This window comes from Streptomyces sp. NPDC026672, from assembly GCF_040638185.1.
Lineage (GTDB): Bacteria > Actinomycetota > Actinomycetes > Streptomycetales > Streptomycetaceae > Streptomyces.
In genome coordinates, this window is record NZ_JBEZXS010000050.1 from 35,136 (window position 1) to 56,305 (window position 21,170).

The following is a 21,170-nucleotide window of genomic DNA, read 5'->3' on the forward strand; positions in this document are numbered from 1 at the left end:
GCCTGACAGCCGATGACGATATACTATACGGTATAGTCTAGATATCCGGGAGGCGACGTCGCGCAGGCCCCGGAACGCCGAGCGGTGCCGGCCCCTTCAGGGACCGGCACCGCAAGATGAACTCGGCTGTGCGAACCGTCAGTTGAGGCTGAGCACGGTCCCCGCGCCGTTGGGGTACTCGATCCACGCCGTGGACCGCGCCCCCGTGCCGAGGCCCGACCAACCGGCGGTCAGGTCCAGCGGGGTGCCCTGCGGGCCGTCGGAGCGCCCCGGGGTGACCGTGACCGATCCCGTCGCCCTCGCCCCGACCTGGTTGGTCTGGAGGGTGAAGGGTGTCGAGGTCGTCCCGGCCGCGTCGCCGAGGGTGACGACCGCGGCCAGGTAGTCACCGGCGTCCGGGTGCGGAACCGTCACCACGGCGTCCGAGGTGGGCAGCACCACCCAACCCGTGGACAGCGGCTGCCCGTTCACGACCCGGCCGACCACCAGGGCCACCTGGGCGTCGGGGTTGTCGGGCCGGGCGGTGAACTCGACGGCCCTGGTGCCCGCGGCGACCCGCACGGCGAAGTACTGCTCACTGTCCGTCGGGGAGCCGTGGCTGGTCACCGAGCCGTGCTCGGCGTCCGCCGACACCGGGCCGTAGGCGGTGGCGGTGAAGGGCCGCACGCCCGGCGTCGCGGAGTAGGTGACGGTGCCCCGCTCGCCCGTGCCGGTGACCCGGTCAGGGGCCCGGACGCTCTGCGGGGTGAGGACGATCGGGCTGCGCACGGCCTTGTGGGCGCCCGTCCAGGTCAGGGAGCCGGTGACGGTCGTGCCGACCTGCGCGGTGCCGATGTCGAAGGTCACCGTGAAGGAGTGGGTCTGTCCGGGCCTGCTGAAGTGGAGCACGGCCGGGCTGACCGTGGCCCGCACGCCCGACGGCACGTCGACGCGCGCCCGGTAGCTGCCCGGGGTGACGGCGGTGACGGTGCGGGTGACGGTCTGCCGACCGAACAGGTCGCCGATCGCGATGGACGGGTAGTTGAGGTCGCTGGGGTCGATCGCCTTGACGTCCGTGCCGGTGTCGACGCCCTGGCCTTCGAGATAGGCGAGCCAGTCCCGCTCGCCGGAGTCGTAGACCAGTCCGGGCTTCAGCATCGCGGCCGGGTCGACCTCGCCCGCACCCTGTGCGAAGACGTCCGAACCGGGCTTGCCGTCCGGCGTCTCGGTCGCGGTCGCGGTGGTCATCATCGCGGACTTGACCCGCATCGGCGACCAGGTCGGGTGCTCACCGAGGTAGAGCGCGGCCAGGCCCGACACGTGCGGGGTCGCCATCGACGTGCCCGACTCGAACGCGAAGGAGTGGCCGTCGTTGGTGGGCGGGGCGACCGCCGCCAGGATGGACACGCCGGGGGCGGTGAGGTCGGGCTTGAGGAGGTCGCCGCGATTGACCGTGGACGGGCCGCGCGAGGAGAACCCGGCGACCTGCGGGTACGGGATGTCGGTGCCGCCGGTGGTCAGCGTGGCGGTGGCTCCGGCGGTCGCCGCGTAGGCGCGTACGGCGGTCGCGCCGGGGACGTTGAGGTGGACCGTGGGCAGGGAGTGCAGGTCCGCGTCCATGCTGAGGTCGGTCAGGTTGACCAGCACCATGCCGACGCCGCCGGCCCGGGCGACCTCGGCGGACTTGGCCGTACGGGCGTTGACCCCGCGGTCGCAGACGACGATCTTCCCCGCCGTCTTCGCGGGATCGAGGGTGCCGTCCTGGCACAGGGCCGCGTCACCGGCCGTGGCCTGCGCGGTGCGCACGGACTCGGCGAGCACGAGCGGCTCGGGACCGAGCGTGCTCGTGACGCTGGTGCTGACCCCGGTGTACCGCGTGCCGTCGCCGAGGACCACCGTGGCCTTGTACGGGGCGACGGTCCCGGCGGCGACGGTGGTCACCCAGGGCGGGGTGTTGTCCAGCGAGCTCTCGGTGGGGCCGCTGTTGCCGGCCGCGGCCGACACGAACACCCCGGCCGCCGCGGCGTTGCGGAAGGCGACCTGGACCGGGTCGGTGAGGTTGGACTCGAACAGGGAGCCCACCGAGTAGTTGATGACGTCCACGCCGTCGGCCACGGCCTGTTCGATCGCGGCGACGATGTCGGAGGTGAAACCGCCGGACTGGTTGCCGTCCTTGCTCTCCCACAGGGCCTTGTAGACGGCGACGGTGGCGCCGGGCGCGACGCCCGACACGGTGCCGAAGTCACGGTCGCCGATGGTCGCGCGTACTCCGGCGTTCCCAGCCGCGGTGGTCGCGGTGTGCGTGCCGTGTCCCTCGCCGTCCCGGGGCGAGACGTAGTCGGCCCGGTTGGCCTCGGGCACCGCGTTCAACCACGCCTGTCCGAAGTAACGGGCGCCGATCAGCTTCTCGTTGCAGTCGCTCGCGGCGAACCGCTCACCGGTCTGGCAGGTGCCGGTGAAGGTGGTGCCGTCGGCCTTGCGCATGACGGTGGTGGTGCCGCTGCGGTAGGGCCGGTACGGGTCGGCGGCGGACGGCCGGGAGGTCTTCAGGGCGGGCGCGGCGAGCGAGGCGCTCTCCGGCCAGATCCCGGTGTCGATGTCGCCGATGACAACGCCCTTGCCGGCGGCGCGCGTTCCGCCCAGCGCCGCCCACAGTCCCTTGCGTCCCGAGAGGTTCAGGAAGTCGGTGGAGTTCCTGTCGTCGGTCACGTGGTGCAGGACGTCGGGGACGACCGAGACGACACCGCTCGTGGCGCGCAGGCGGACCACCTGGGTGGCGGTGAGTGTGGTGGTGAAGGTGTCGGTGGTGACCGCGTAGTGGCGGCCGACCTCGGCGCCGACGCTGCGGGCCACGGTGGTCTGACGGCCCTCCAGACGGGCGCGGTAGCGCTTGGCCGCGGTCGTGGTGGTGTCCAGGTCGGCGCCGGGCGCGGGCTTGGTCGCGGCGATGCCGTCGACTCCGCCGTCGTAGGTGGCGATCGGCCGGTCGGCGAGCGTGACGAGGTAATGGCCGCTCGTCGCCGGGTCCTTGGGCGCCGCGTCGGCTCCGGGTGCGGTGAGCGGCAGGACGGCCATGGCCAGGGCCACCGCCGCCGCGGCGCCGACTCGCCTGTCCCCACGGCGTATTGATCTTCGTGACTGGGACGTCACGGATTCCTCCCCATCGTGCGAGGTGTCTGTCGCGAGCGTGTGCTCGTTACCGGAAAGGGGCCCCGCGGTTGCCGGTGCGGACGTGCGGTGGGCCGGTCGGGTGACGGACGGTGCGGGGATCCGACAGAAGTGAACGCCGCCCCAACTGATCTTGTCCAGATAGTCTCGTGGCGTCTTTGGCCACGGTGACCGAAGACGCCAGCGGCGCCGAACGGTCCGGGCGCCGTCCCGCCTCGGGCGGTCGACTCCCCCGTCCGCCCCGACCGGAGAGGTGAGCCGTGCTCGAAGCTCTGGGCGTCAGCGCCTTCGACGAGACCGTCTACCGCGAACTGTTGGCGGACGGCGAGCGCAAGGTCGGCACGCTCGCGGGGCTGGTCGACGCCTCCGCGGCACGGGTGACGCACGCCCTACGGCGGCTGGCCGCGCTCGGTCTGGCGCAGCGGGTGGGCCCCGGCCGCTGGGAGGCCACGAGACCGCGCACCGCGCTGACGACCCTGCTCAACCAGCGCCGGGTGGCGGCCGCTTCGGCGTTCTCCGAGGTGGAGTCGGCGGTGGAGCTGCTGAACGGCGTCTATCAGAGGGGACGGCTGCACACCGATCCGGGCAGTCTGGTCGAGGTGCTGACGGGCCGGGAGAACGTGGCCCGGCTGGTGGTGGAGCTGAGCCGGTCCGTGACCAGCCATCTGTGGATCCTGGACCGGCCGCCCTATCTCGGGCGGCCGAACGGCCGCCCGCACGACGACACCACGGAGACGGCGGTCACCAGCAGTTGGCTCGACCGGGGCGTCGACATCAGGTCGATCTACTGCCCGGAGTCCATGGCCTACCCCGGTCGCTTCGAGACGATCCTGAAGCTCAACGCGCTCGGCGAGCAGTCCCGGATGCTGCCCCACCTCCCCTTCAAACTGCACATACTCGACCGCAGCGTGGCCCTCGTCCCGCTGGCCGGGACGGAGTACGACAGCGTCGCCGTGGTGCACGCGTCCGGGCTGCTCGACGCGCTGATGGAACTCTTCGAGGCGTACTGGAACAAGGCCGAGCCACTGGCCGGCGACCGGGGGCGGAGCCCGTCCGAGCCGGGCGGCGACGAGCCCGGCGAGGCGGACCTGATCCTGCTGCGCATGCTGCACAGCGGGCTCAAGGACCAGGCGATCGCACGGCAGTTGGGCATGAGCACCCGGACGGCCACCCGCCGGATCGCCGATCTGATGCACCGTCTCGGCGCCCGGACCCGTTTCCAGGCGGGGGCCAGGGCACGCGAGCGGGGCTGGCTGACTTGACGCGGGGCGGCCCGACTCGAGCCGCGCGACGCCCCGTACATGGCACGGCACGCGCGACGCCCGTACGGCGTCAGACCCCCCGGCGGGCCCGGCGCAGCGGCGACCGGGCGAGCGCCACGGCGGCTCCCGCGAGTGCCACCGGAAGCACCCCCGTCCAGGCCGGCGCCTCCCGCAGCAGCACCACCGAGGCATCGGCCCCGACGATCATGGCCCCGAGCCGGGCGGGCACCCACCGGTCCGGGCGGGCCGCGCCGACACCCTTGACGATGTACGTGGCGAGCGTGCCGGTGAGATAGGTGGTCGGCGCCGCCGCGTGACCGGCCGCGACCATGGCGGCCGCCTGCATGCCCATCACCAGGGCGGCACCGAACTGGAGGACGTCACGGGCGAGTCCACCCGGCGAGCCGCCCACGGCCGCCCAGACCCCCGCGCCCACGGCGAGCAGGACGACCTCGGCGAGCAGGGAGAGCAGCACCCGGGGCGACCAGTGCGCCACGGTCCCCCCGCCGGCCCCGGTGAACCGCGCGACCGCCACGGCCCCGACCCCGAACCCGGCGAGCGCGAGCACCGCCGCGGTCACGGCGGTCTCCCCGCTGCGCCCGATCGCCATGCCGAGCAGGGCGAGGTTGCTCGTCATGACACCGGCGAACACATGCTCCAGGGCGATGAACGACACGGTCTCCACCGCGCCGGACGCCGCCACCAGCAGCACCACGGCGACACGCAGTTCCCGGCCGGGTCCGGTCCTGTCCCGCATACGGTCCTCCACGCCTTCTCAACGACACACACCGGGCGGGGGCACGTCGTCCGCGCCCGGGAACCGCCCCACCCCGGCCCGGCTGCCCGCCGACAGCACATTCCACCCCGCTCGTCACGGCGTCCACGACGGCGAGTTGCCCGGTGCTCACGCAAACCCGCCCCGCGGGGCCACACCCGTCACACGGGCGACGATCCCTAAGCCCCGGACCTGACAGCACGTCCCGCCCGACCACCGTGCACCGCACACATATCTGCTGCCGCAAACCTCGACACCAGCTCAACCCACCCCGCGGGTCCCGCTTTCACGACGATCCCGACATCAGGGGTTGACAGGACCCTCCTCACACCAGAGCCTTTGGCAACGTTGTCATTTCGTTGGCACCGGGCGTGCCGAGCCGGTCGGTCAGGCGCACCGGCCCGCGCCACAGTTTTCTCGATGGGACATCACGCTCATGAAAGATCAGTCGAGCCCGCCGCGGCACATGTCACGGCGGTCGGTCGTCACTACGGGCTCCACACTGCTGGCGGGGTTCGGCCTCGGTTCACTGATGCCCGTGTCGACCGCCGCGGCCGCCGGCGCCGACGCGCCGACCGTCTCCTCCTCGCCCCGTGAACTCGCGCTCTACCGGCCCGTCACGGTCTCCTCGACCGCGTACGCGCCCACCCCGGCGGAGTTCGTCGTCGACCGGCTCGGCTCGCAGGGCGTGCGCGGCAGCGGCTGGCGGGCGGAGGCGAGCGACCCGCAGTGGATATCCATCGACCTCCAGGCCGCCTGTGAGGTGTCCTGGGTCCGGCTGACCTTCGAGGGCGACGCGAGCGACCCCGTCTTCACCCCGCCCACCAGCGGAAACCCCAACAGCGGCACCACGGGCAAGGAGATCCTCTCCAGCTACGCCGTGGAGTTCGTGGTCGAGACCTCCAAGGACAACAAGTCCTGGACGAGCGTGTACCGCACGACCGCGGGCACCGGCGGGGTGGTGAACATCCAGCTGGCGCGCCCGGTGACGGCCCGCTGGGTCCGGATGACCTCGCGCCGGCGCTCCGGCGCGAACCCGCTCGGGCTGAACGGGTTCGAGGTCTACGGCACCCCGCAGGGGCACCGCCCCTCGGCCACCGGCTGGACCGACTGGGGCACCCACACCGAGCACGCGCCGAAGCTGGCGGTGGCCTCGGACGGCACCGTGCCGCTGGAGTCGGGCTGGCGGCTGACCATGGACGACTGGGCCGACGGCGACGGCGCGAAGCTGTCGCAGGCGTCCGTCGACACGAGCGGCTGGCTGCCGGCCACCGTGCCGGGCACGGTCCTGGCCTCGCTCGTGGACCAGGGCAAGCTGCCCGACCCGGTCGCGGGCCTGAACAACCTGCACATCCCGGAGGCGCTGTCGCGGCACTCCTGGTGGTACAAGCGTGACTTCGACCTGCCGCGCGGGCTGCGCACCGGGTCCGGCCGGCGGGTCTGGCTGGAGTTCGACGGGGTCAACCACAAGGCCGAGATCTGGCTCAACGGCAAGCAGGTCGGCGGTCTGACGTACCCCTTCGCGCGCTCGGCGCACGATGTGACCAAGCTGCTCGCGGCGGACGGGGACAACGCGCTCGCGGTGCGCATCGACCCCATGCCGGTGCCCGGCAGCCCCGGTGACAAGGGTCCGGCGGGCGAGTCCTGGGTGGACGCGGGCGCCAACCAGATGAACCTCAACTCGCCGACGTACCTGGCCTCTTCGGGCTGGGACTGGATGCCCGCGGTGCGCGACCGCGCGGCCGGCATCTGGAACCACGTCCGGCTGCGCTCCACCGGCCAGGTCGTCATCGGCGACCCGCGGGTGGACACCTCCCTGCCGAACCTGCCCGACGTGTCGGTGGCCGAGCTGACCGTGGTCGTCCCGGTGCGCAACGCCGACACCGCCGACCACAGGGCGACCGTCGTCGCGTCCTTCGACGACGTGCGGGTGAGCAAGGTCGTCACCGTCCCGGCCGGACAGACCGTGGACGTCACGTTCGCACCCGACGCCTTCCGGCAGCTGCGGCTGCGCAACCCCAAGCTGTGGTGGCCCAACGGCCTCGGCGACCCCGATCTGCACCGGCTCACGCTCGTCGCGTCGGTGGACGGCACCGAGAGCGACCGCCGCACCACCCGCTTCGGCATCCGCCAGTACGGCTACGAGTACAAGGTGCCGCTGCCGTTCGCCGCCTCCGGCGACTCCTACACGCAGACGGTGACCTTCGACCGGCAGCAGGCCCGCCACGTGCGTGTCCGGTGCCTCACCCGGGCCACCTCCTGGGGCTCCTCGCTGTGGACCCTTTCGGTGTTCGACAGTGCCCGCACCGGCATCGACCTCGCGCTGCACGCGCCGGCCGAGGCGTCCAGCTCGGACGGCGACGACCACGGCGCGGCGAACGTGACCGACGGGAACCCGGACAGCCGCTGGTCCTCCTCCTACGAGGACGACCAGTGGATCCGGGTCGACCTGGGCTCGCAGCAGTCCTTCGACCGGCTCGACCTGACCTGGGAGCAGGCGTACGCGAAGACGTTCGTCGTCCAGGTCTCCGCCGACGGCTCGGCGTGGACCGACGTGCTGTCCGTCGACAACACCGCCGTGCCGCTGCCCTTCAACAACGGCAACGCCAGCCTCCAGGTCGAGGACTTCGACGCCCGGACCGCCCGCTACGTGCGCCTGGCCTGCGGGCTGCGCAACACCAGCTGGGGCAACTCCCTGTGGTCGCTGGGTGTCATCGACAGCGCCGACCCGGGCACCGACCTCGCCCTGCACAGGACCGCCACGGCCTCCACGGAGGACTCGGGCAACCCCGCCTCCAACGCCACGGACGGCAACCCGGGCAGCCGCTGGTCCTCCGCCTACGAGGACAACCAGTGGATCCAGGTCGACCTCGGCTCGTCGCGGCGGTTCGACCGGGTGGCCGTCGTGTGGGAGTCGGCGTACCCGAAGACGTACGTCATCCAGGTCTCCGACGACGGCAGTTCGTGGACCGACGTGAAGTCGGTGTCCAACAGCCCCGACCCGCTGACCATCACCGTGAACGGTGTCCGGGTGCTGGCCCGCGGCGGCAACTGGGGCTGGGACGAGCTGCTGCGCCGCATGCCGGCGGAGCGCATGGACGCGGCGGTGCGGATGCACCGGGACATGAACTTCACGATGATCCGCAACTGGGTGGGCACGTGCGACCGCGAGGAGTTCTTCGCGGCCTGCGACGAGTACGGCATCCTGGTGTGGAACGACTTCCCCAACGCGTGGGGCATGGACCCGCCGAACCACGACGACTTCAACTCGATCGCCCGGGACACCGTGCTGCGCTACCGCATCCACCCCAGTGTGGTCGTGTGGTGCGGCGCGAACGAGGGCAACCCGCCCGCGGCGATCGACAAGGGCATGCGCGAGGCGGTCGAGCAGGGGGCACCGGGCCTGCTCTACCAGAACAACTCGGCCGGCGGCATCATCACCGGTGGCGGCCCCTACGGCTGGGTCGAGCCGGACAAGTACTTCGACCCGACCACCTACGGCAGCAAGGACTTCGGCTTCCACACCGAGATCGGCATGCCGGTGGTGTCCACGGCGGCGAGCACCCGCAGCATGACGGGCGACGAGCCGGAGTGGCCCATCCGCGGGGCGTGGTACTACCACGACTGGAGCGAGCGCGGGAACCAGGCGCCGCAGACGTACAAGGCGGCCATCGAGACCCGGCTCGGCGAGGCGCACGGCCTCGACGACTTCGCCCGCAAGGCGCAGTTCGTCAACTTCGAGAACACGCGCGCGATGTTCGAGGCGTGGAACGCCAACCTGTGGGACAACGCCACGGGTCTGATGCTGTGGATGTCCCACCCGGCCTGGCACAGCACGGTCTGGCAGACCTACGACTACGACTTCGACGTCAACGGCACCTACTACGGCGCCCGCGCGGCCTGTGAGCCCCTGCACGTGCAGGCGGACCCCGAGGGGCGGGTCATCGCGGTCAACCACACCCGTCAGGCCCTGAAGAACGCCACGGTGACGGCCACGCTGTACGACCTGTCGGGCCGCAGGCTGGGCAAGGACCGCACGGTCCGCCTCGACGTGGCGGCCGCGGCCACCGCGGAGGCGTTCACCGCCGCGTGGACGGACGACCTGCCCGACCTGCACCTGCTGCGGCTGACGCTGGAGGGCCCGGACGGCCGGGTGCGGTCCGGCAACACCTACTGGCGCTACCGCAAGCCGGAGGCCATGCAGGCGCTGTCGAAGGCGCGGCAGGTGAAGGTGACCGGCTCGGTCACCGGCCAGAAGCGCTCCGGGGACCGCCAGGAGCTGACCGTGACGGTCCGCAACCGCGGTTCCGTGGTCGCCTCCATGGTGCGGCTGTCGCTGCTGGACGACGCCACGGGACACCGTGTGCTGCCGACCCTGTACAGCGACAACTACCTGTGGCTGCTGCCCGGCGAGTCCCGGACGGTCACCCTGTCCTGGCCGGCCCACGCGCTCACCTCGCACCGTCCGCGCGTCGAGGTGACGGCGTTCAACGGAAGTTCCTCCTCGGTCCGTCCGTAGCGGTACCCGGCCCCGGCGCTCCCCCGCCGGGGCCGATGCTCTTCCTCTCTCCCCCCACGGGACGCACGGCGGCCCGCGACCGGATCGACGGCGCGGGCCGCTGTGTCATGTCCGGCCGGGTCGGGTCCCGCTGCGGCGCGCCGTGGTGCACACCCACAGCAGCGCGGCCAGGGCGACCGTCCCGAGGCCGGTCAGGCACACGCCCGTCCAGCCCGCGCGCGTCCACATGACGGGCGCCACGGCCGAGCCGAGGGCACCGCCGACGAAGTAGAAGGTCATGTAGACGCTGTTGACGCGGTTGCGGGCGGCCGGGTCGACGTCGTAGACGACACGCTGGTTGAGCACGTGCAGGGCCTGCACTCCGATGTCGAGGAGCAGGACGCCCGCCATGAAGCCCGCCAGGGAGCCGTCCGTGCCCCAGAGCACGGCGTAGGCGAGGCCGACGGCGGCGAGGGCGAGGGCGGTCGGGGTGCCGCGGGTGTGCCGCCGGACCCGTCCGGTGAGGTTGGCGGCCAGGGCGCCCGCGGCGCCGAGCAGTCCGAACAGACCGATGACGGCCGGGGAGTAGCCGAACGGGGGGCCGCTGAGCCGGAGCGCGGCGGTCGACCAGAAGACGCTGAACGCGGCGAAGCCGAGGGCGCCGTACGCCGAGCGGACCCGGACGGCGGAGCTGGTGCGGTAGAGCCGGACGGTGGACGTCAGCACGGCGGTGTAGCTCATCCGCCCGGACGGTGCCGCGTCCACACCGCGCAGGGCCCGGCGCAGGACGGCGGTCACGACGAGCATCAGCGCGGCGGCACCGAGGAAGAGGGGCCGCCATCCGACGAGGCCGGTCACGGCGCCCGCGACGGTACGGGCGAGCAGCATGCCGGTGAGCAGGCCGCTGATGACGGTGGCGACGGTCCGGCCGCGCTGGTCGTCGTGGGCCAGGTGCGCGGCGGCGGGCACGAGCACCTGGGCGGCCACGTTGGCCAGGCCGAGGACGGCGAACGCCCCCAGTGCCAGGGGCAGGTCCGGGGCGAGGCCCACCGCGGCCAGTGCGGCGGCGTCGAGGAGCAGCAGCCCCGTCAGCAGGGCACGGCGCCGGACCAGGTCGCCGAGCGGCAGCACGAACACCAGGCCCGCGGCGAAGCCGAGTTGGGTGACCGTGACGACGAGTCCCGCGGTCCCGGCGGAGGTGTGGAGCGAGCGGGCCAGCACGTCGAGCAGTGGCTGCGCGTAGTAGAGGTTGGCGGCGATCGCGCCCGTGGCCACCGCCAGGAGCAGGGTCATGGAGCGGGTGAGACCGGGGGCCGCGGTGGACGTGCCGTGCGCCGGCGCGGCGGTCGTGGACATGGAGTGTGTCTCCTCTTGCGGGTGAGGGCGGTGCGCGGAGGGCGCACACCCAGCGTCGGCGGGGTCTCCCGCTGCCGTCCAAGACCTGTTGCGTGCGGATCGATGCCCTGCCGGTATCAGGCCGCGCCCCCGCCCCCGCGGTGTTGATGCCCGTCGGGCATCACAGCCGCCGGAACAGGTCTTGGACCGGTCACCGGCTCCCGGCGCAGTCTGGAGACACGTTCCGAACCGAGCGAAGGACGAAGGTCATGAAGGTTTTCCTCACGGGTGGTTCCGGTTACATCGGCAAGGCCGTGATCGGTGCGCTGATCCGGCACGGGCACACCGTGGAGGCGCTGGCCCGCAACGAGCGTTCCGCCGACGCGGTGCGCGCGCTGGGCGCGGTGCCGGTGATCGGCGGCCTGGGCGACCTGGGGGTCCTCAACACGGCGGCGGCACGGGCCGAGGCGGTGGTCCACCTGGCGCAGGCCGACTCCGGGGAGGCCGACCTCGCGGCCGCCACCGCCATGCAGGACGGCATCGGCACCGGCACCTATGTGCACACCGGCGGCAGCTGGGTCTACGGCGACACCGACGGGGTGGTCGACGAGACCGCGCCGTGGAACCCGCCGGCCCTGGTCGCCTGGCGGCGGCCGGTCGAGGAGGCGGTGCTCCGGCGCGCGGAGCAGGGCGGCCGTCCGGTCGTCGTCCAGCCCGGTCTGCTGTACGGCGGCGAGAACCGGCTGATCGACCTCTTCTACACCGCGCCGGGCAAGGCGGCGGGAGCGATCCCGTACATCGGCGACGGCGCCAACCACTGGGCGCTGATCCACGTCGAGGACGTCGCGGAGCTGTACGTCGCCGCGCTGAGGGCGAAGGCTGGCTCGGTCTACGTCGGCGTGGGCGGGGTGAACCCCACCGCCGAGGACGTCGCCGTGGCCGTGAGCCACAGCGTGGGCCTGGAGGGCAAGGTGGAGTCGATCTCCCTGGAGGAGGCGCGCGAGCGCATGGGCGCGGTCGCGGACGCGTTCGTCCTGGACCAGCGGTTCACCCCGGCCAAGGCCCGCACCGAGCTGGGCTGGTCCCCCGCGCACACCGACCCGCTGGCCGAACTGGCGCGTGGCTGACCGTCCAGCCGGACGTCCGCGCGGGGGCCGGACGGGTAGATTCGGGAGCGGTGGGCCGACGGGTCCTGCGGGGTCCGCCGGGGCGGTCGGCCCCGGTGGCGCGGCAAGGAAGTGGACGGTGAGTCACGGTGGACGTCGATCTGCGCAAGCTCCGGTACTTCGTGGCGGTGGCCGACGAACTGCACTTCGGCCGGGCGGCGGAGCGGCTGCACATCGCCCAGCCGGTGCTCTCCCGGCAGATCCGCGCCCTGGAGGACGAGCTCCGGGTCGAGTTGTTCGCCCGGGACCGCCGGGGCACCTCGCTGACCCCGGCGGGCGAGCAGTTGCTGGAGGACGCGCCCGCCCTGCTGTCGGCGTCGCAGGCGCTGCTCAGGCGGGTGCGGACCGCGGCGGAGGGCACACCGAGGTTCACGATCGGCTTCATGCCCGGGATCACGGTGACCCCGGCGATCGTCGCGCTCACCGCCCGGCATCCGGGACTCGACGTACGCCTCCTGCGCACCAGTTGGGACGACCAGGTCGAGGTGTTGCGGGACGGCCGGGCGGACGTGAGTGTCGTCCGGCTCCCCGTCGACCAGCGGGACCTCCAGGTGCGGCCGCTGTTCGAGGAGCCGCGGGTCGTCATGCTCCCGTCGGCGCACCGGCTGGCGGGGAAGGCGTCGGTGGCCATCGCGGACCTGGCCCACGAGCATCTGCTCCAGGACCCGGACGCGGTGCCGGAGTGGCGTGACGTGGCACTGGAGATGCGGGACACCGAGCGTCCCAAGGTGCCGGTGATCCACCAGGTGGAGGAGAAGCTGGAACTGGTGGCCGCGGGGGCCGGGATCTCGGTGCTGCCGCTGTCCACGGCGAGCTTCTACACCCGCCCGGACGTGGTCCCCGTACCGATCGAGGACATCGGACCCAACCGGGTGTGCCTGGCCTGGGTGGCCGCCAGGCGTTCGCCTCTCGTCCACGACTTCGCCGAGGCCGCGGAACGCGCCTTCGCCGGACCCGAGGAGCACACGTCGCCGTGACCGGATGACCGTACGACCGCTTCACCGTTGGGGCCGTGGTGTGACACCACGGCCCCAACGGCTTTGTGCGGCCCGGTGGTTCGAGGTCGGTCGCAGACGATCGCCGCAGATGTGAACTGTTTCGGTGGTCCGCCTCGTGTACGTGGCGTGAGCAGACAGTGAGGTCGCCGTCACGGCGTGACCGCCCTTCGAAACCAGGCCATCACGAACCCGAGAGCGGCTGATGAAGGACTACGCACCGCCCCTGACCCTGCGGGAACTCGGCAGAATCCTCGGGGAGGAGTTCGGCACGCCGCGGGAGGACATCCGCATGGACGCCGTGCTACGGGACCTGCGACTCAACTCCCTGGACCTCATCGAGCTGGTGAACGCGCTGAACATCCGGTACGGCACCGCGGTCGCCGCCCGCGACGTCGATCCGGACGGCACCGTGCGCGACGTCCTCCACGCCTTCTCCCGATGCCGGTGAGCGCCCGGCCGGGCGGTTGCCGGGGACGGCGCCGAGTGCAGACCCCCGTCCGGCACTCGCCGCCGTCCCTTCGTCCCCCGGACACCTGCATCACGACACGGGACCCACGAAGGGTTCATTTTCCGATGTCGTCGCGGTGTCGAGGATTGAACCGGGGCCCCACTGGGCATGTGTTCGGTGTTTGAATGGTCAACATCAGTGACCCATGTCACGTGAACCGTCCGAACCCTGCTGCTCGTCTGCCTCGTGTTCCTGGTGAACCCACGGGGATGGAGTAGCTAGATGGCGATCCTACGGTCTCGTGCCCCACAGGCCACGAGTCATGAAGCGTTGATCCGCACGCTCTACGCGGAGCACGGGAAGGCTCTGCTGGCGTACGCGACACGATTGACCGGTGACCGGCAGGCCGCGGAGGACGTGGTCCAGGAGACGCTGATCCGTGCCTGGAAGCACCCGGAGGTCATCGCCAATCCGCAGGGCTCCCTCCGTGGCTGGCTGCTGACGGTCGCCCGCAACCTGGTCACCGACCACTACCGGGCCAAGGCGGCACGGCCCACCGAGGTGACCGAGACGGAAGCGACCGCGCCCGTCCACCACGACCACGCCGAGGACGTGGTCGACTCCCTGGTGATGATGGACGCGCTCGACCGGCTCACGCCCGAGCACCGGGCCGTCCTGGTGGAGATCTACTACCGGGGACGCACGGCGTCCGAGGCCGCGGGACGCCTCGGCATACCGGAGGGTACGGTGAAGTCCCGTTCTCATCACGCCCTCAAGGCATTGCGCAAGCTGTACACAAGCGGCAATTCGGGGAGCGGCTTGAAGCTTCGAAAGGTGGGGGCGGCGTGAGCACACAGCAGCATCCGAACGACGAACTGCTCAGCGCGTACACGCTGGGCCTCATCGAGCCGGACGACCGCTCTTCGGTCGAGGTGCACACCGCCGAGTGTGAGGCGTGCCGCATGGAACTCGCAGCTCTGCGGGAGATGGAGGAGGCACTCGGCGAAGTGCCTCCGGAGGCGTTCCTGGAGGGGCCGCCCGACGACGGCGACCTGCTGCTCCAGCGCACCCTGCGCCAGGTCCGCCAGGAACAGGCGGGGCAGCGCCGCCGCCGTTCCTTCGCCGTGGGCCTCGGGGCCGCCGCGTCGGCGGCGGTGCTGTTCTTCGGGGGGTATCTGGCGGCCGGGGACGACGGCTCCTCCGGCCTGGCCGGTCCCGCGCCGACGTCGAGCGCGCCGCAGGCCGGGGTCCGGGTGGCCTCGGCCAAGGACAGCGGGACCGACGCGGGCATGACCGTGCGGCTCACCCCGGCGACGGGCTGGGTCCGGGTCAACGCCTCGGTCAGCGGGGTGCCGGCCGGCGAGCGCTGCCGCCTGGTGGTCGTCTCGAAGGACGGTGCCCGGGAGATCGCGGCGAGCTGGGTGGTCCCGGCCCGGGGCGCGGCGCACAAGGTGCCCCCTGGCGCGGCGCGCGGCATCGACGGGTCGGCCGCGGTGGACCCGGACCAGGTGAAGTCCGTCCTGGTGGAGAACGAGGCCGGGAAGCGGTACGTCGACGTCGCCCTGTAGGACGCCGTCCCGACGCGCCCGCCCGACGCCTCGCGGAAGCCCCGTGGCCACGAGCCACGGGGCTTCCGTGTCAGGGGTCTCCGCGCCACGGGCCCGAGGCGGCGCGGGGAAGTGTCACACACAGCGGGCATTCGGTGCCGCATATGCCGCATGCATGGGGCGCAATACCTCACATCCGGCATCTCACCGTGACTATAGTGGACGGATGAGATCCGACGCCGCACGCAATCTGGAACTGGTGCTGACGACGGGTGCCCGTATGCTCGCCGTCGACCCGGGAGTGAGCATCGCGGCCATCGCGGCGGAGGCCGGTGTGGACCGGCGCACCGTCTACCGGCGCTTCGCCACCCGGGAGGCCCTGCTCGCCGCCGTGTACGCGGCGCGGCTGACCGCCGTCGAGGAGGCCGTGGCCGCCGCCCGGCTGCGCGAGGCCCCGGTCACCGTGGCGCTGCACCGGTACATGGAGGGGGTCATCGCGGTCAACCGCGCCTGGCCGGTCGAGCTGACCCGGATGCGGGCCGAGGAGTCGATCCGCGAGCGGCGCGGCCGGATGATCGCCGAGGTGGACGTCTTCCTGCGCCGCGCCGTCGACGAGGGGCTGCTGCGCGCCGACCTGCCCGAGGGGTGGGCGAGCGGGCTGCTGACCCAGGTGATGCACCTCGCGTCGGAGCGGCTGCCCGAACTCTCCGCCGCCCAGGCCGCCGACATCGCGGTGGACACCCTGCTGCGGGGCATCGGCACATCCTGAGGGCGCCGCCTCACCCGCGCTCCCCGTCCTCCCGGCGTCTGCGGTGGCGCGCGACCGCGTCGTTGTTGGCGCAGCGCACGGTGCAGTAGGTGCGTCGGCCGTTGCGCGAGGTGTCGACGAAGGCCAGCCCGCACCCCTGGCGGGCGCAGCGGCCGAGCCGGTCGGCGCCGGCGAAGCACACGACGTAGGCGAGCCCGGCCGCGGTCACGGCCCGCAGGTGTGCGACGGCGTCGGCGCCCGCGGCGCTGTAGTGGAGGTGCGGCACGCCGTCGTGCAGCGAGACGTACGGCCGGCTGGAGGCGTCCGCCAGCAGCGCGTTGACCGTGTCGCAGCGCCGGTCGATCTCCTGCGGGCCGAAGCAGCCGGCCAGGCGCCGGCTCCATTCCCACACCTCGCGCGTCTGCGCCTCGCCGAGTGCGCGGTCCACGATGCCGTGCGCCGCGAGCAGGGGTTCCAGTTCCCCGGGTCCGGGAGACGCCCCGAGATTGGCCAGGTCCGCGCCCAGCCGGGCCGCCTCTCCCCCGTAATGGTTGAAGTGCACAAAGGGATTACAGCACGGTGGGTGGGACAGCGGAAGCGGCGGCGCCCGCCGTGGCCCCGTGCCCGGCGCGGGCGCCCGGGAGCGAACGGGGACACGATCCATGGCGGACAGGGCGGCACCTTCGGCACGGGCTGGCGGGTGGGTGGCCCCGGCGCTGATGCTGGGTCAGGCGGTGAGTCTCCAGGCCGGTGCCGCGGTGGCCAAGGACGCCTATGCGACGGTGAGTCCGACGACGCTCGCCGGGCTGCGGCTCGGGCTGTCCGCCGTGGTGATGTGGCTACTGGTCCGGCCCCGGCCGCGTGCGGTGACCGCACGGCAGTGGGGGGCGGCGGCCGGCCTCGGGCTGGTCCTCGCGGCGATGAACCTCGCCTATTTCCAGGCGATCGGCCGACTGCCGATCGGTGTGGCCGCCACGCTCGAACTCCTCGGTCCGCTCGGCCTGTCGGCGGCGCTGTCCCGGCGCCCCGGGCACATGGGCGCGGCCCTGCTGGCCCTCGCGGGTGTGCTGCTGCTCGCGGCGCCGGGTGCCGCCCTGCCCGCGGTGGGCATCGCGCTGGGCTGCGCCGCGGCCGTCTGCCGGGCCGGGTACGTGGTGCTCAACCGGCGCGTCGGCCGCCTCTTCCCGGACTTCACCGGTCTCGCGCTGGCGCTGGCCTGCGGGTCCTGTGTGCTGGTGCCGGTCGCCGCGTTCGCCGGGGGCCGGGACGTCGTGGCCCGCCCGTCGGTGCTGGGCACGGGTCTCGCGGTCGCCCTGCTGTCCTCGCTGATCCCCTACACCCTCGACATGACGCTCCTGCGGCGCGTCGACACCCGGGCGTTCGGGGTGCTGCTCGCGCTGAGCCCGGCCGTGGGCGCGCTGGTCGCCTTCGCCGCGCTCGGCGAGCACCTCACGGTCCGCCAGTTGCTCGCCATGGTGATGGTCGTGACCGCGGGAGGCTGGGCGACGCGCCAGCAGGCGCGGGAAAGGGCGCGCTGAACTCCCGTGACGCACACGGCCGTTGCACGGAGCCCGGCGCCGGGACCGGCGCTCGCGCGCGGTCAGTTCGGGCGGTCGGCCAGGCGTTCCAGGACGTCGGTGGCCAGCCGGAGCGCGGCGTGCAGCTCCCGCACCTCGGCCACGGTGGGGCGGACCACCTCGGACCACTCTCCGCCGAGCGTCGGCCAGGTGGCGAGCAGGACCTCACCGCCGGGCAGCGCGAGCCGGGCGGTGACCTCGGTGAGGTGGTGTCCCACGGGCCGCCAGGCGAGCAGGATCCGGCCCGCGGGCAGCCGGGACCGTGCAGCGGCCGGGAGCCAGACGACCTGGAGTCTGCCGTCCGGCGACGCGTCCACCGCCGTCACCAGCGCACCGCGCACACCGGGCGGCATCGGTGACGTGCTCACGGTGCGCAGTTCCACCGGTCGCCGGAAGGGGTCCTCGCCGCTGTCGCCCACCAGCGTGAGCGTCGGCCGGCCGGGGGCGGCGGCCCTGCGGGGCAGGGGCGGGCGGTCCGTTCCGGAGTGGGATCGGGTGCCGGGCGTCGTCATGTCCGTCTCCAGGGGTCGTGGCGCGGTGGCCGGGGGCCGGGGGCTGAGGCCGGGGTGCGCGGTGCGCGGGGGCCGGAGTGTGAGGTCGCGGTGCGGGGGCCGGGGTGCGGGATCGGGCTGTGCGGCGCGCGGTGTCATCGGCCGTCCAGGAGTCCGTCGAGGAGGGCGTCCCAGTCCACGCCGTCCAGTTCCGTGCCCGGCGGCACGAGGTCCCAGGTGTCGAACAGCCACTCCTCCAGGGCGCGGCGGTCGATCTCGAACAGGGCACTGGCCCCGCGGGCCGCGAGCATCAGCCGCAGCACGGCCCGCCCTCTGGCGCGCTCCGGCCAGACCCGGACGTCCCCGAGGCCGCCGGCCTCCAGCAGGCCCTCGCACAGCAGGTCGCGGCCCAGGTGCCAGGTGACGTCGGGGCCGTCCTTCGGCCGGAACACGACGGTCACCAGCAAGGGGGACCCGGGGTCGAACCGGAACTCGGCGCCGAGCGGGATCCGGACGTCCTCCCGCACCACACGGTGCACGGTGAGCGACAGCGACAGGGGGGACGCCGGCCGCGTACCGAAGTCCTTCGCCCGTGGTTCGAAATGGTTCCCGCTCATGGTGGCCTCCCGTGGTGTGCGCTGTTCCGCTCCTCCTCAACATGACCGCCCACCGGCGTAGTACGCATCAGTCAGGCGACTGGGAATCGTTCTGGATCAGGCCACCGCGATCGTGCCGCGCGCGTGCGCCGCGAAGACGTCGGCGAGTGCCATGAGGTCCGGGTCGGTGTTCCCCGGCGCCCAGCAGAAGGCCAGGGTCGTCGGCGGCAGGTCGGCCACCGGTACGGCGGCGACGTCCGGCGGGAGCCGGTCCGCCGCGGCCGAGCCGACCACCGTGACGAGCCGGCCGAGCGCGACCCGGTCCATGATCTCGTCGAGGCCCGCCTCGGGGCACTCCCCCCGGTACCCGGGCTCGCCCCGCAGGTCGGCGACGGTGACCGCGGTCCGGCGGGCGAGGGGATGGTCCCCGCGCAGCAGCGCCACCGGGTTCTCCTCCGTGACCTCCACGGCGCGCAGCCCCGTGAGGTCGTCGCTGCCCACGCAGAGCAGCGCCGCGTCGGCGACGCCCTCCCGCAGCGCCGTCCCGCGGTCGTGGGTGAAGACGAGTTCGGGCTCGGGCCCGGTGTGCCGGCGCAGCAGCCGGGCGAAGAGGCCGGTGCCCGTGCCGGGGCGGACCGCGACGACGAGGCGGGAGGCCCGCCCGGCCCGCCGGGTGCGGGTGACCGCCGCGTCCAGCTCCCCCAGGAGCCGCCGGCACTCGTCGAGGAAGACCCGGCCCGCGTCGGTGAGCTCCACCCGCCGGCTCGTGCGGTCCAGCAGGGTGACGCCCATGCGCCGCTCCAGCCGGGCGACGGCGCGGGACAGCACCGGCTGGGTGATGCCGAGGTTCTCCGCCGCCCGGCTGAAGTGCAGCTCCTCGGCGACGGCCGTGAAGTACACCAGCTCGCGGGTCTCCAGACGATCCATGTCCTCAGGGTATCGCCGCATGTCCGAACCGTCATGGCTCCCCGGCCCGCCGGCTGGTCGACTGGAGCGCGGACGGAGACCGGCCCCACCGGCCGCCCCCTCCGCCCCTTGTTGCCCCACCCACCTTCATCACGTTCCTCACGAGGAGAACCAGCCATGAGCGACGAGCGCCGGGTCCAGGAAGTGCTGGCCCGTTACGTCCGCGCGACGGACCGCCGCGACGGCAAGGCCCAGGGGGCCCTGTTCACGGACGACGCGGTCGTACAGATCCACATCAAGACCGGGCCCGGCACCCACGAGCCGTTCGGTGAGCCCCTGATCGGCGGGGCCGCGGTGGAGTACGCCGTCGACCACTACATGGCCCCGCACCCCGAGGGCGGCTCCAGCCACCACACGACCTCGGACCACATCATCGAGGTCGACGGCGACCGGGCCCATCTCAACGCGCAGTTCATCGTGTTCCGGGTGCAGGCCGCGCGGCGCCCCGGGACCGGCTGGCCGGAGGGCACGTTCGGGGCGCAGGGCACGGTCGAACCGATCGAGTCGGGGTACTACGACACCGAGCTGCGCCGCGTCGACGGCGAGTGGAAGATCGTGCGCCACGACGTCCTGATGGACATGCCGATGGCCGTGCCGGGGGTCTGAGCATGAAGGCCATGGTCTACCGCCGCTACGGCGGCCCCGAGGTCCTCGAACCCGCGGACCTGCCCGAGCCGAGGACCCACGTCGACTCGGTGCTCGTGCGGGTGCGGGCCGCCGCGCTCAACCCGGCCGACCTCGCCCTCCAGGCGGGTGCCCTCGACGACGCCGTGGAGACGTTCTTCCCTGTCGTGCCCGGCTGGGACGTCGCCGGGGTGGTGGTGCGCTCCGGCCCGGCCGCCGCCGAGTTCGCCCCCGGCGACGAGGTCGTCGGATATGTGCGCGGCGAGGTGCAGCGCGCGCACGGCGGGCTCGCCGAGCTGATCTCGGCGGACGTCCGCACCCTGGTCCACAAGCCCCGCTCCCTGGACTTCACGGAGGCGGCCGGGCTGCCGCTCGCGGGGCTGACCGCGTACCGGGCGGTGGTGCACGCCCTGGACGTACGGCCCGGCGAGTCGCTGCTCGTGCACGGCGCAGCGGGCGGCGTCGGCTCGCTGGCCGCGCAGATCGCCGTGGCGCGCGGCGCCCGGGTCGTCGGGAGCGCCGCTCCCCGCGACGCCGCGTACGTACGGTCCCTCGGCGCCGAGCCCGTCGCCTACGGTCCGGGCACGGCCGAGCGGGTGCGGGCGCTGGTCCCGGCCGGGGTGGACACGGTGCTCGACACCGTCGGCGGCGGTGTACTGGCCGCGACGGCGGGCGCGGGCCGGGACGGCACCCGCACGGCGTCGGTGGCGGACATGGGACACCCGGGTGTGGTGCCGGTGTTCTGCCGTCTCGACGGCGCCGACCTGCGGGCCGTCGTGGAGCTGGCCGAAGCGGGCCGGCTCCGGGTGCGGGTGGGTGCCACGTTCGCCCTGGAGCACGCCGCCGACGCCCAGCGGGCGCTGGCGGCGGGCGGCACCGGCGGCAAGGTCGTCGTGACGATGGCGCCCTGTCCCTCAGCAGCGTCCTGTGGGTGCCGCACAGGCCCGTGACACGGAGGGGCGGAAGCAGTGCAGCGTGTGTCTCCAGTGGAG

General features: G+C 73.1%; 18 protein-coding genes. 11 read left to right on the plus strand and 7 right to left on the minus strand.

Annotated features, from left to right (window positions below):
* Positions 1-138 precede the first annotated feature (138 nt).
* Positions 139-3,054, minus strand: a complete 2,916-nt coding sequence (locus AB0F77_RS36855; protein ID WP_361957098.1) for a S8 family serine peptidase — start codon at positions 3,052-3,054, stop codon at positions 139-141.
* A gap of 353 nt (positions 3,055-3,407) precedes the next feature.
* Here AB0F77_RS36855 and AB0F77_RS36860 point away from each other — a divergent pair, with 353 nt between their 5' ends.
* Complete coding sequence (locus AB0F77_RS36860; RefSeq protein WP_361957101.1) at positions 3,408-4,409, plus strand: LuxR C-terminal-related transcriptional regulator; 1,002 nt, start codon at positions 3,408-3,410, stop codon at positions 4,407-4,409.
* Positions 4,410-4,479: 70 nt separating this feature from the next.
* Here the strand turns inward: AB0F77_RS36860 and AB0F77_RS36865 are convergent, their stop codons facing one another.
* Positions 4,480-5,166, minus strand: a complete 687-nt coding sequence (locus AB0F77_RS36865) for a YoaK family protein (protein WP_361957104.1) — start codon at positions 5,164-5,166, stop codon at positions 4,480-4,482.
* Between the two features lie 454 nt (positions 5,167-5,620).
* Here AB0F77_RS36865 and AB0F77_RS36870 point away from each other — a divergent pair, with 454 nt between their 5' ends.
* Positions 5,621-9,703: a discoidin domain-containing protein gene (locus AB0F77_RS36870; protein WP_361957107.1), complete on the plus strand. Its 4,083-nt coding sequence runs from the start codon at positions 5,621-5,623 to the stop codon at positions 9,701-9,703.
* A 105-nt stretch (positions 9,704-9,808) separates the two neighbouring features.
* Here AB0F77_RS36870 and AB0F77_RS36875 read toward each other — a convergent pair whose 3' ends face one another.
* A complete protein-coding gene (locus AB0F77_RS36875; protein WP_361957110.1) occupies positions 9,809-11,038 on the minus strand; it encodes an MFS transporter in 1,230 nt (409 codons plus the stop codon).
* A 248-nt stretch (positions 11,039-11,286) separates the two neighbouring features.
* On the opposite strand from AB0F77_RS36875, the gene AB0F77_RS36880 reads away from it, so the two are divergent.
* The 6 genes from AB0F77_RS36880 to AB0F77_RS36905 all read left to right on the plus strand — a co-directional run bounded on the left by AB0F77_RS36880 (position 11,287) and on the right by AB0F77_RS36905 (position 15,945).
* Positions 11,287-12,144, plus strand: coding sequence for an NAD-dependent epimerase/dehydratase family protein (locus tag AB0F77_RS36880; protein ID WP_361957113.1), 858 nt, complete (start codon positions 11,287-11,289; stop codon positions 12,142-12,144).
* Between the two features lie 128 nt (positions 12,145-12,272).
* Complete coding sequence (locus AB0F77_RS36885) at positions 12,273-13,160, plus strand: LysR substrate-binding domain-containing protein (RefSeq protein ID WP_361957116.1); 888 nt, start codon at positions 12,273-12,275, stop codon at positions 13,158-13,160.
* A 223-nt stretch (positions 13,161-13,383) separates the two neighbouring features.
* Positions 13,384-13,629, plus strand: a complete 246-nt coding sequence (locus tag AB0F77_RS36890) for an acyl carrier protein (RefSeq protein WP_361957119.1) — start codon at positions 13,384-13,386, stop codon at positions 13,627-13,629.
* Between the two features lie 282 nt (positions 13,630-13,911).
* Positions 13,912-14,478, plus strand: coding sequence for a sigma-70 family RNA polymerase sigma factor (locus AB0F77_RS36895; protein WP_361957122.1), 567 nt, complete (start codon positions 13,912-13,914; stop codon positions 14,476-14,478).
* Complete coding sequence (locus tag AB0F77_RS36900; protein ID WP_361957125.1) at positions 14,475-15,197, plus strand: zf-HC2 domain-containing protein; 723 nt, start codon at positions 14,475-14,477, stop codon at positions 15,195-15,197. Before AB0F77_RS36895 ends, AB0F77_RS36900 begins: the two co-directional genes overlap by 4 nt.
* A gap of 205 nt (positions 15,198-15,402) precedes the next feature.
* Complete coding sequence (locus AB0F77_RS36905) at positions 15,403-15,945, plus strand: helix-turn-helix domain-containing protein (protein WP_361957128.1); 543 nt, start codon at positions 15,403-15,405, stop codon at positions 15,943-15,945.
* A 10-nt stretch (positions 15,946-15,955) separates the two neighbouring features.
* On the opposite strand, the gene AB0F77_RS36910 is transcribed toward AB0F77_RS36905, so the two are convergent.
* A complete protein-coding gene (locus tag AB0F77_RS36910) occupies positions 15,956-16,486 on the minus strand; it encodes a CGNR zinc finger domain-containing protein (RefSeq protein ID WP_361957131.1) in 531 nt (176 codons plus the stop codon).
* A 172-nt stretch (positions 16,487-16,658) separates the two neighbouring features.
* Here AB0F77_RS36910 and AB0F77_RS36915 point away from each other — a divergent pair, with 172 nt between their 5' ends.
* Positions 16,659-17,462 (plus strand): EamA family transporter, encoded by an 804-nt coding sequence (locus AB0F77_RS36915; RefSeq protein WP_361957134.1) that lies wholly within the window; start codon positions 16,659-16,661, stop codon positions 17,460-17,462.
* A 62-nt stretch (positions 17,463-17,524) separates the two neighbouring features.
* Here the strand turns inward: AB0F77_RS36915 and AB0F77_RS36920 are convergent, their stop codons facing one another.
* The 3 genes from AB0F77_RS36920 to AB0F77_RS36930 form a co-directional block, all read right to left on the minus strand.
* Positions 17,525-18,013, minus strand: a complete 489-nt coding sequence (locus AB0F77_RS36920) for a hypothetical protein (protein WP_361957137.1) — start codon at positions 18,011-18,013, stop codon at positions 17,525-17,527.
* A 134-nt stretch (positions 18,014-18,147) separates the two neighbouring features.
* On the minus strand, positions 18,148-18,609 hold the full coding sequence (locus tag AB0F77_RS36925) for an SsgA family sporulation/cell division regulator (RefSeq protein ID WP_361957140.1): 462 nt from the start codon (positions 18,607-18,609) through the stop codon (positions 18,148-18,150).
* A gap of 96 nt (positions 18,610-18,705) precedes the next feature.
* Complete coding sequence (locus AB0F77_RS36930) at positions 18,706-19,515, minus strand: LysR family transcriptional regulator (protein WP_361957143.1); 810 nt, start codon at positions 19,513-19,515, stop codon at positions 18,706-18,708.
* A gap of 156 nt (positions 19,516-19,671) precedes the next feature.
* Between AB0F77_RS36930 and AB0F77_RS36935 the strand changes: the two genes are divergently transcribed.
* A complete protein-coding gene (locus AB0F77_RS36935) occupies positions 19,672-20,160 on the plus strand; it encodes a nuclear transport factor 2 family protein (RefSeq protein ID WP_361957146.1) in 489 nt (162 codons plus the stop codon).
* A 2-nt stretch (positions 20,161-20,162) separates the two neighbouring features.
* Positions 20,163-21,128, plus strand: a complete 966-nt coding sequence (locus AB0F77_RS36940; protein ID WP_361957149.1) for an NADP-dependent oxidoreductase — start codon at positions 20,163-20,165, stop codon at positions 21,126-21,128.
* Positions 21,129-21,170: the final 42 nt, after the last annotated feature.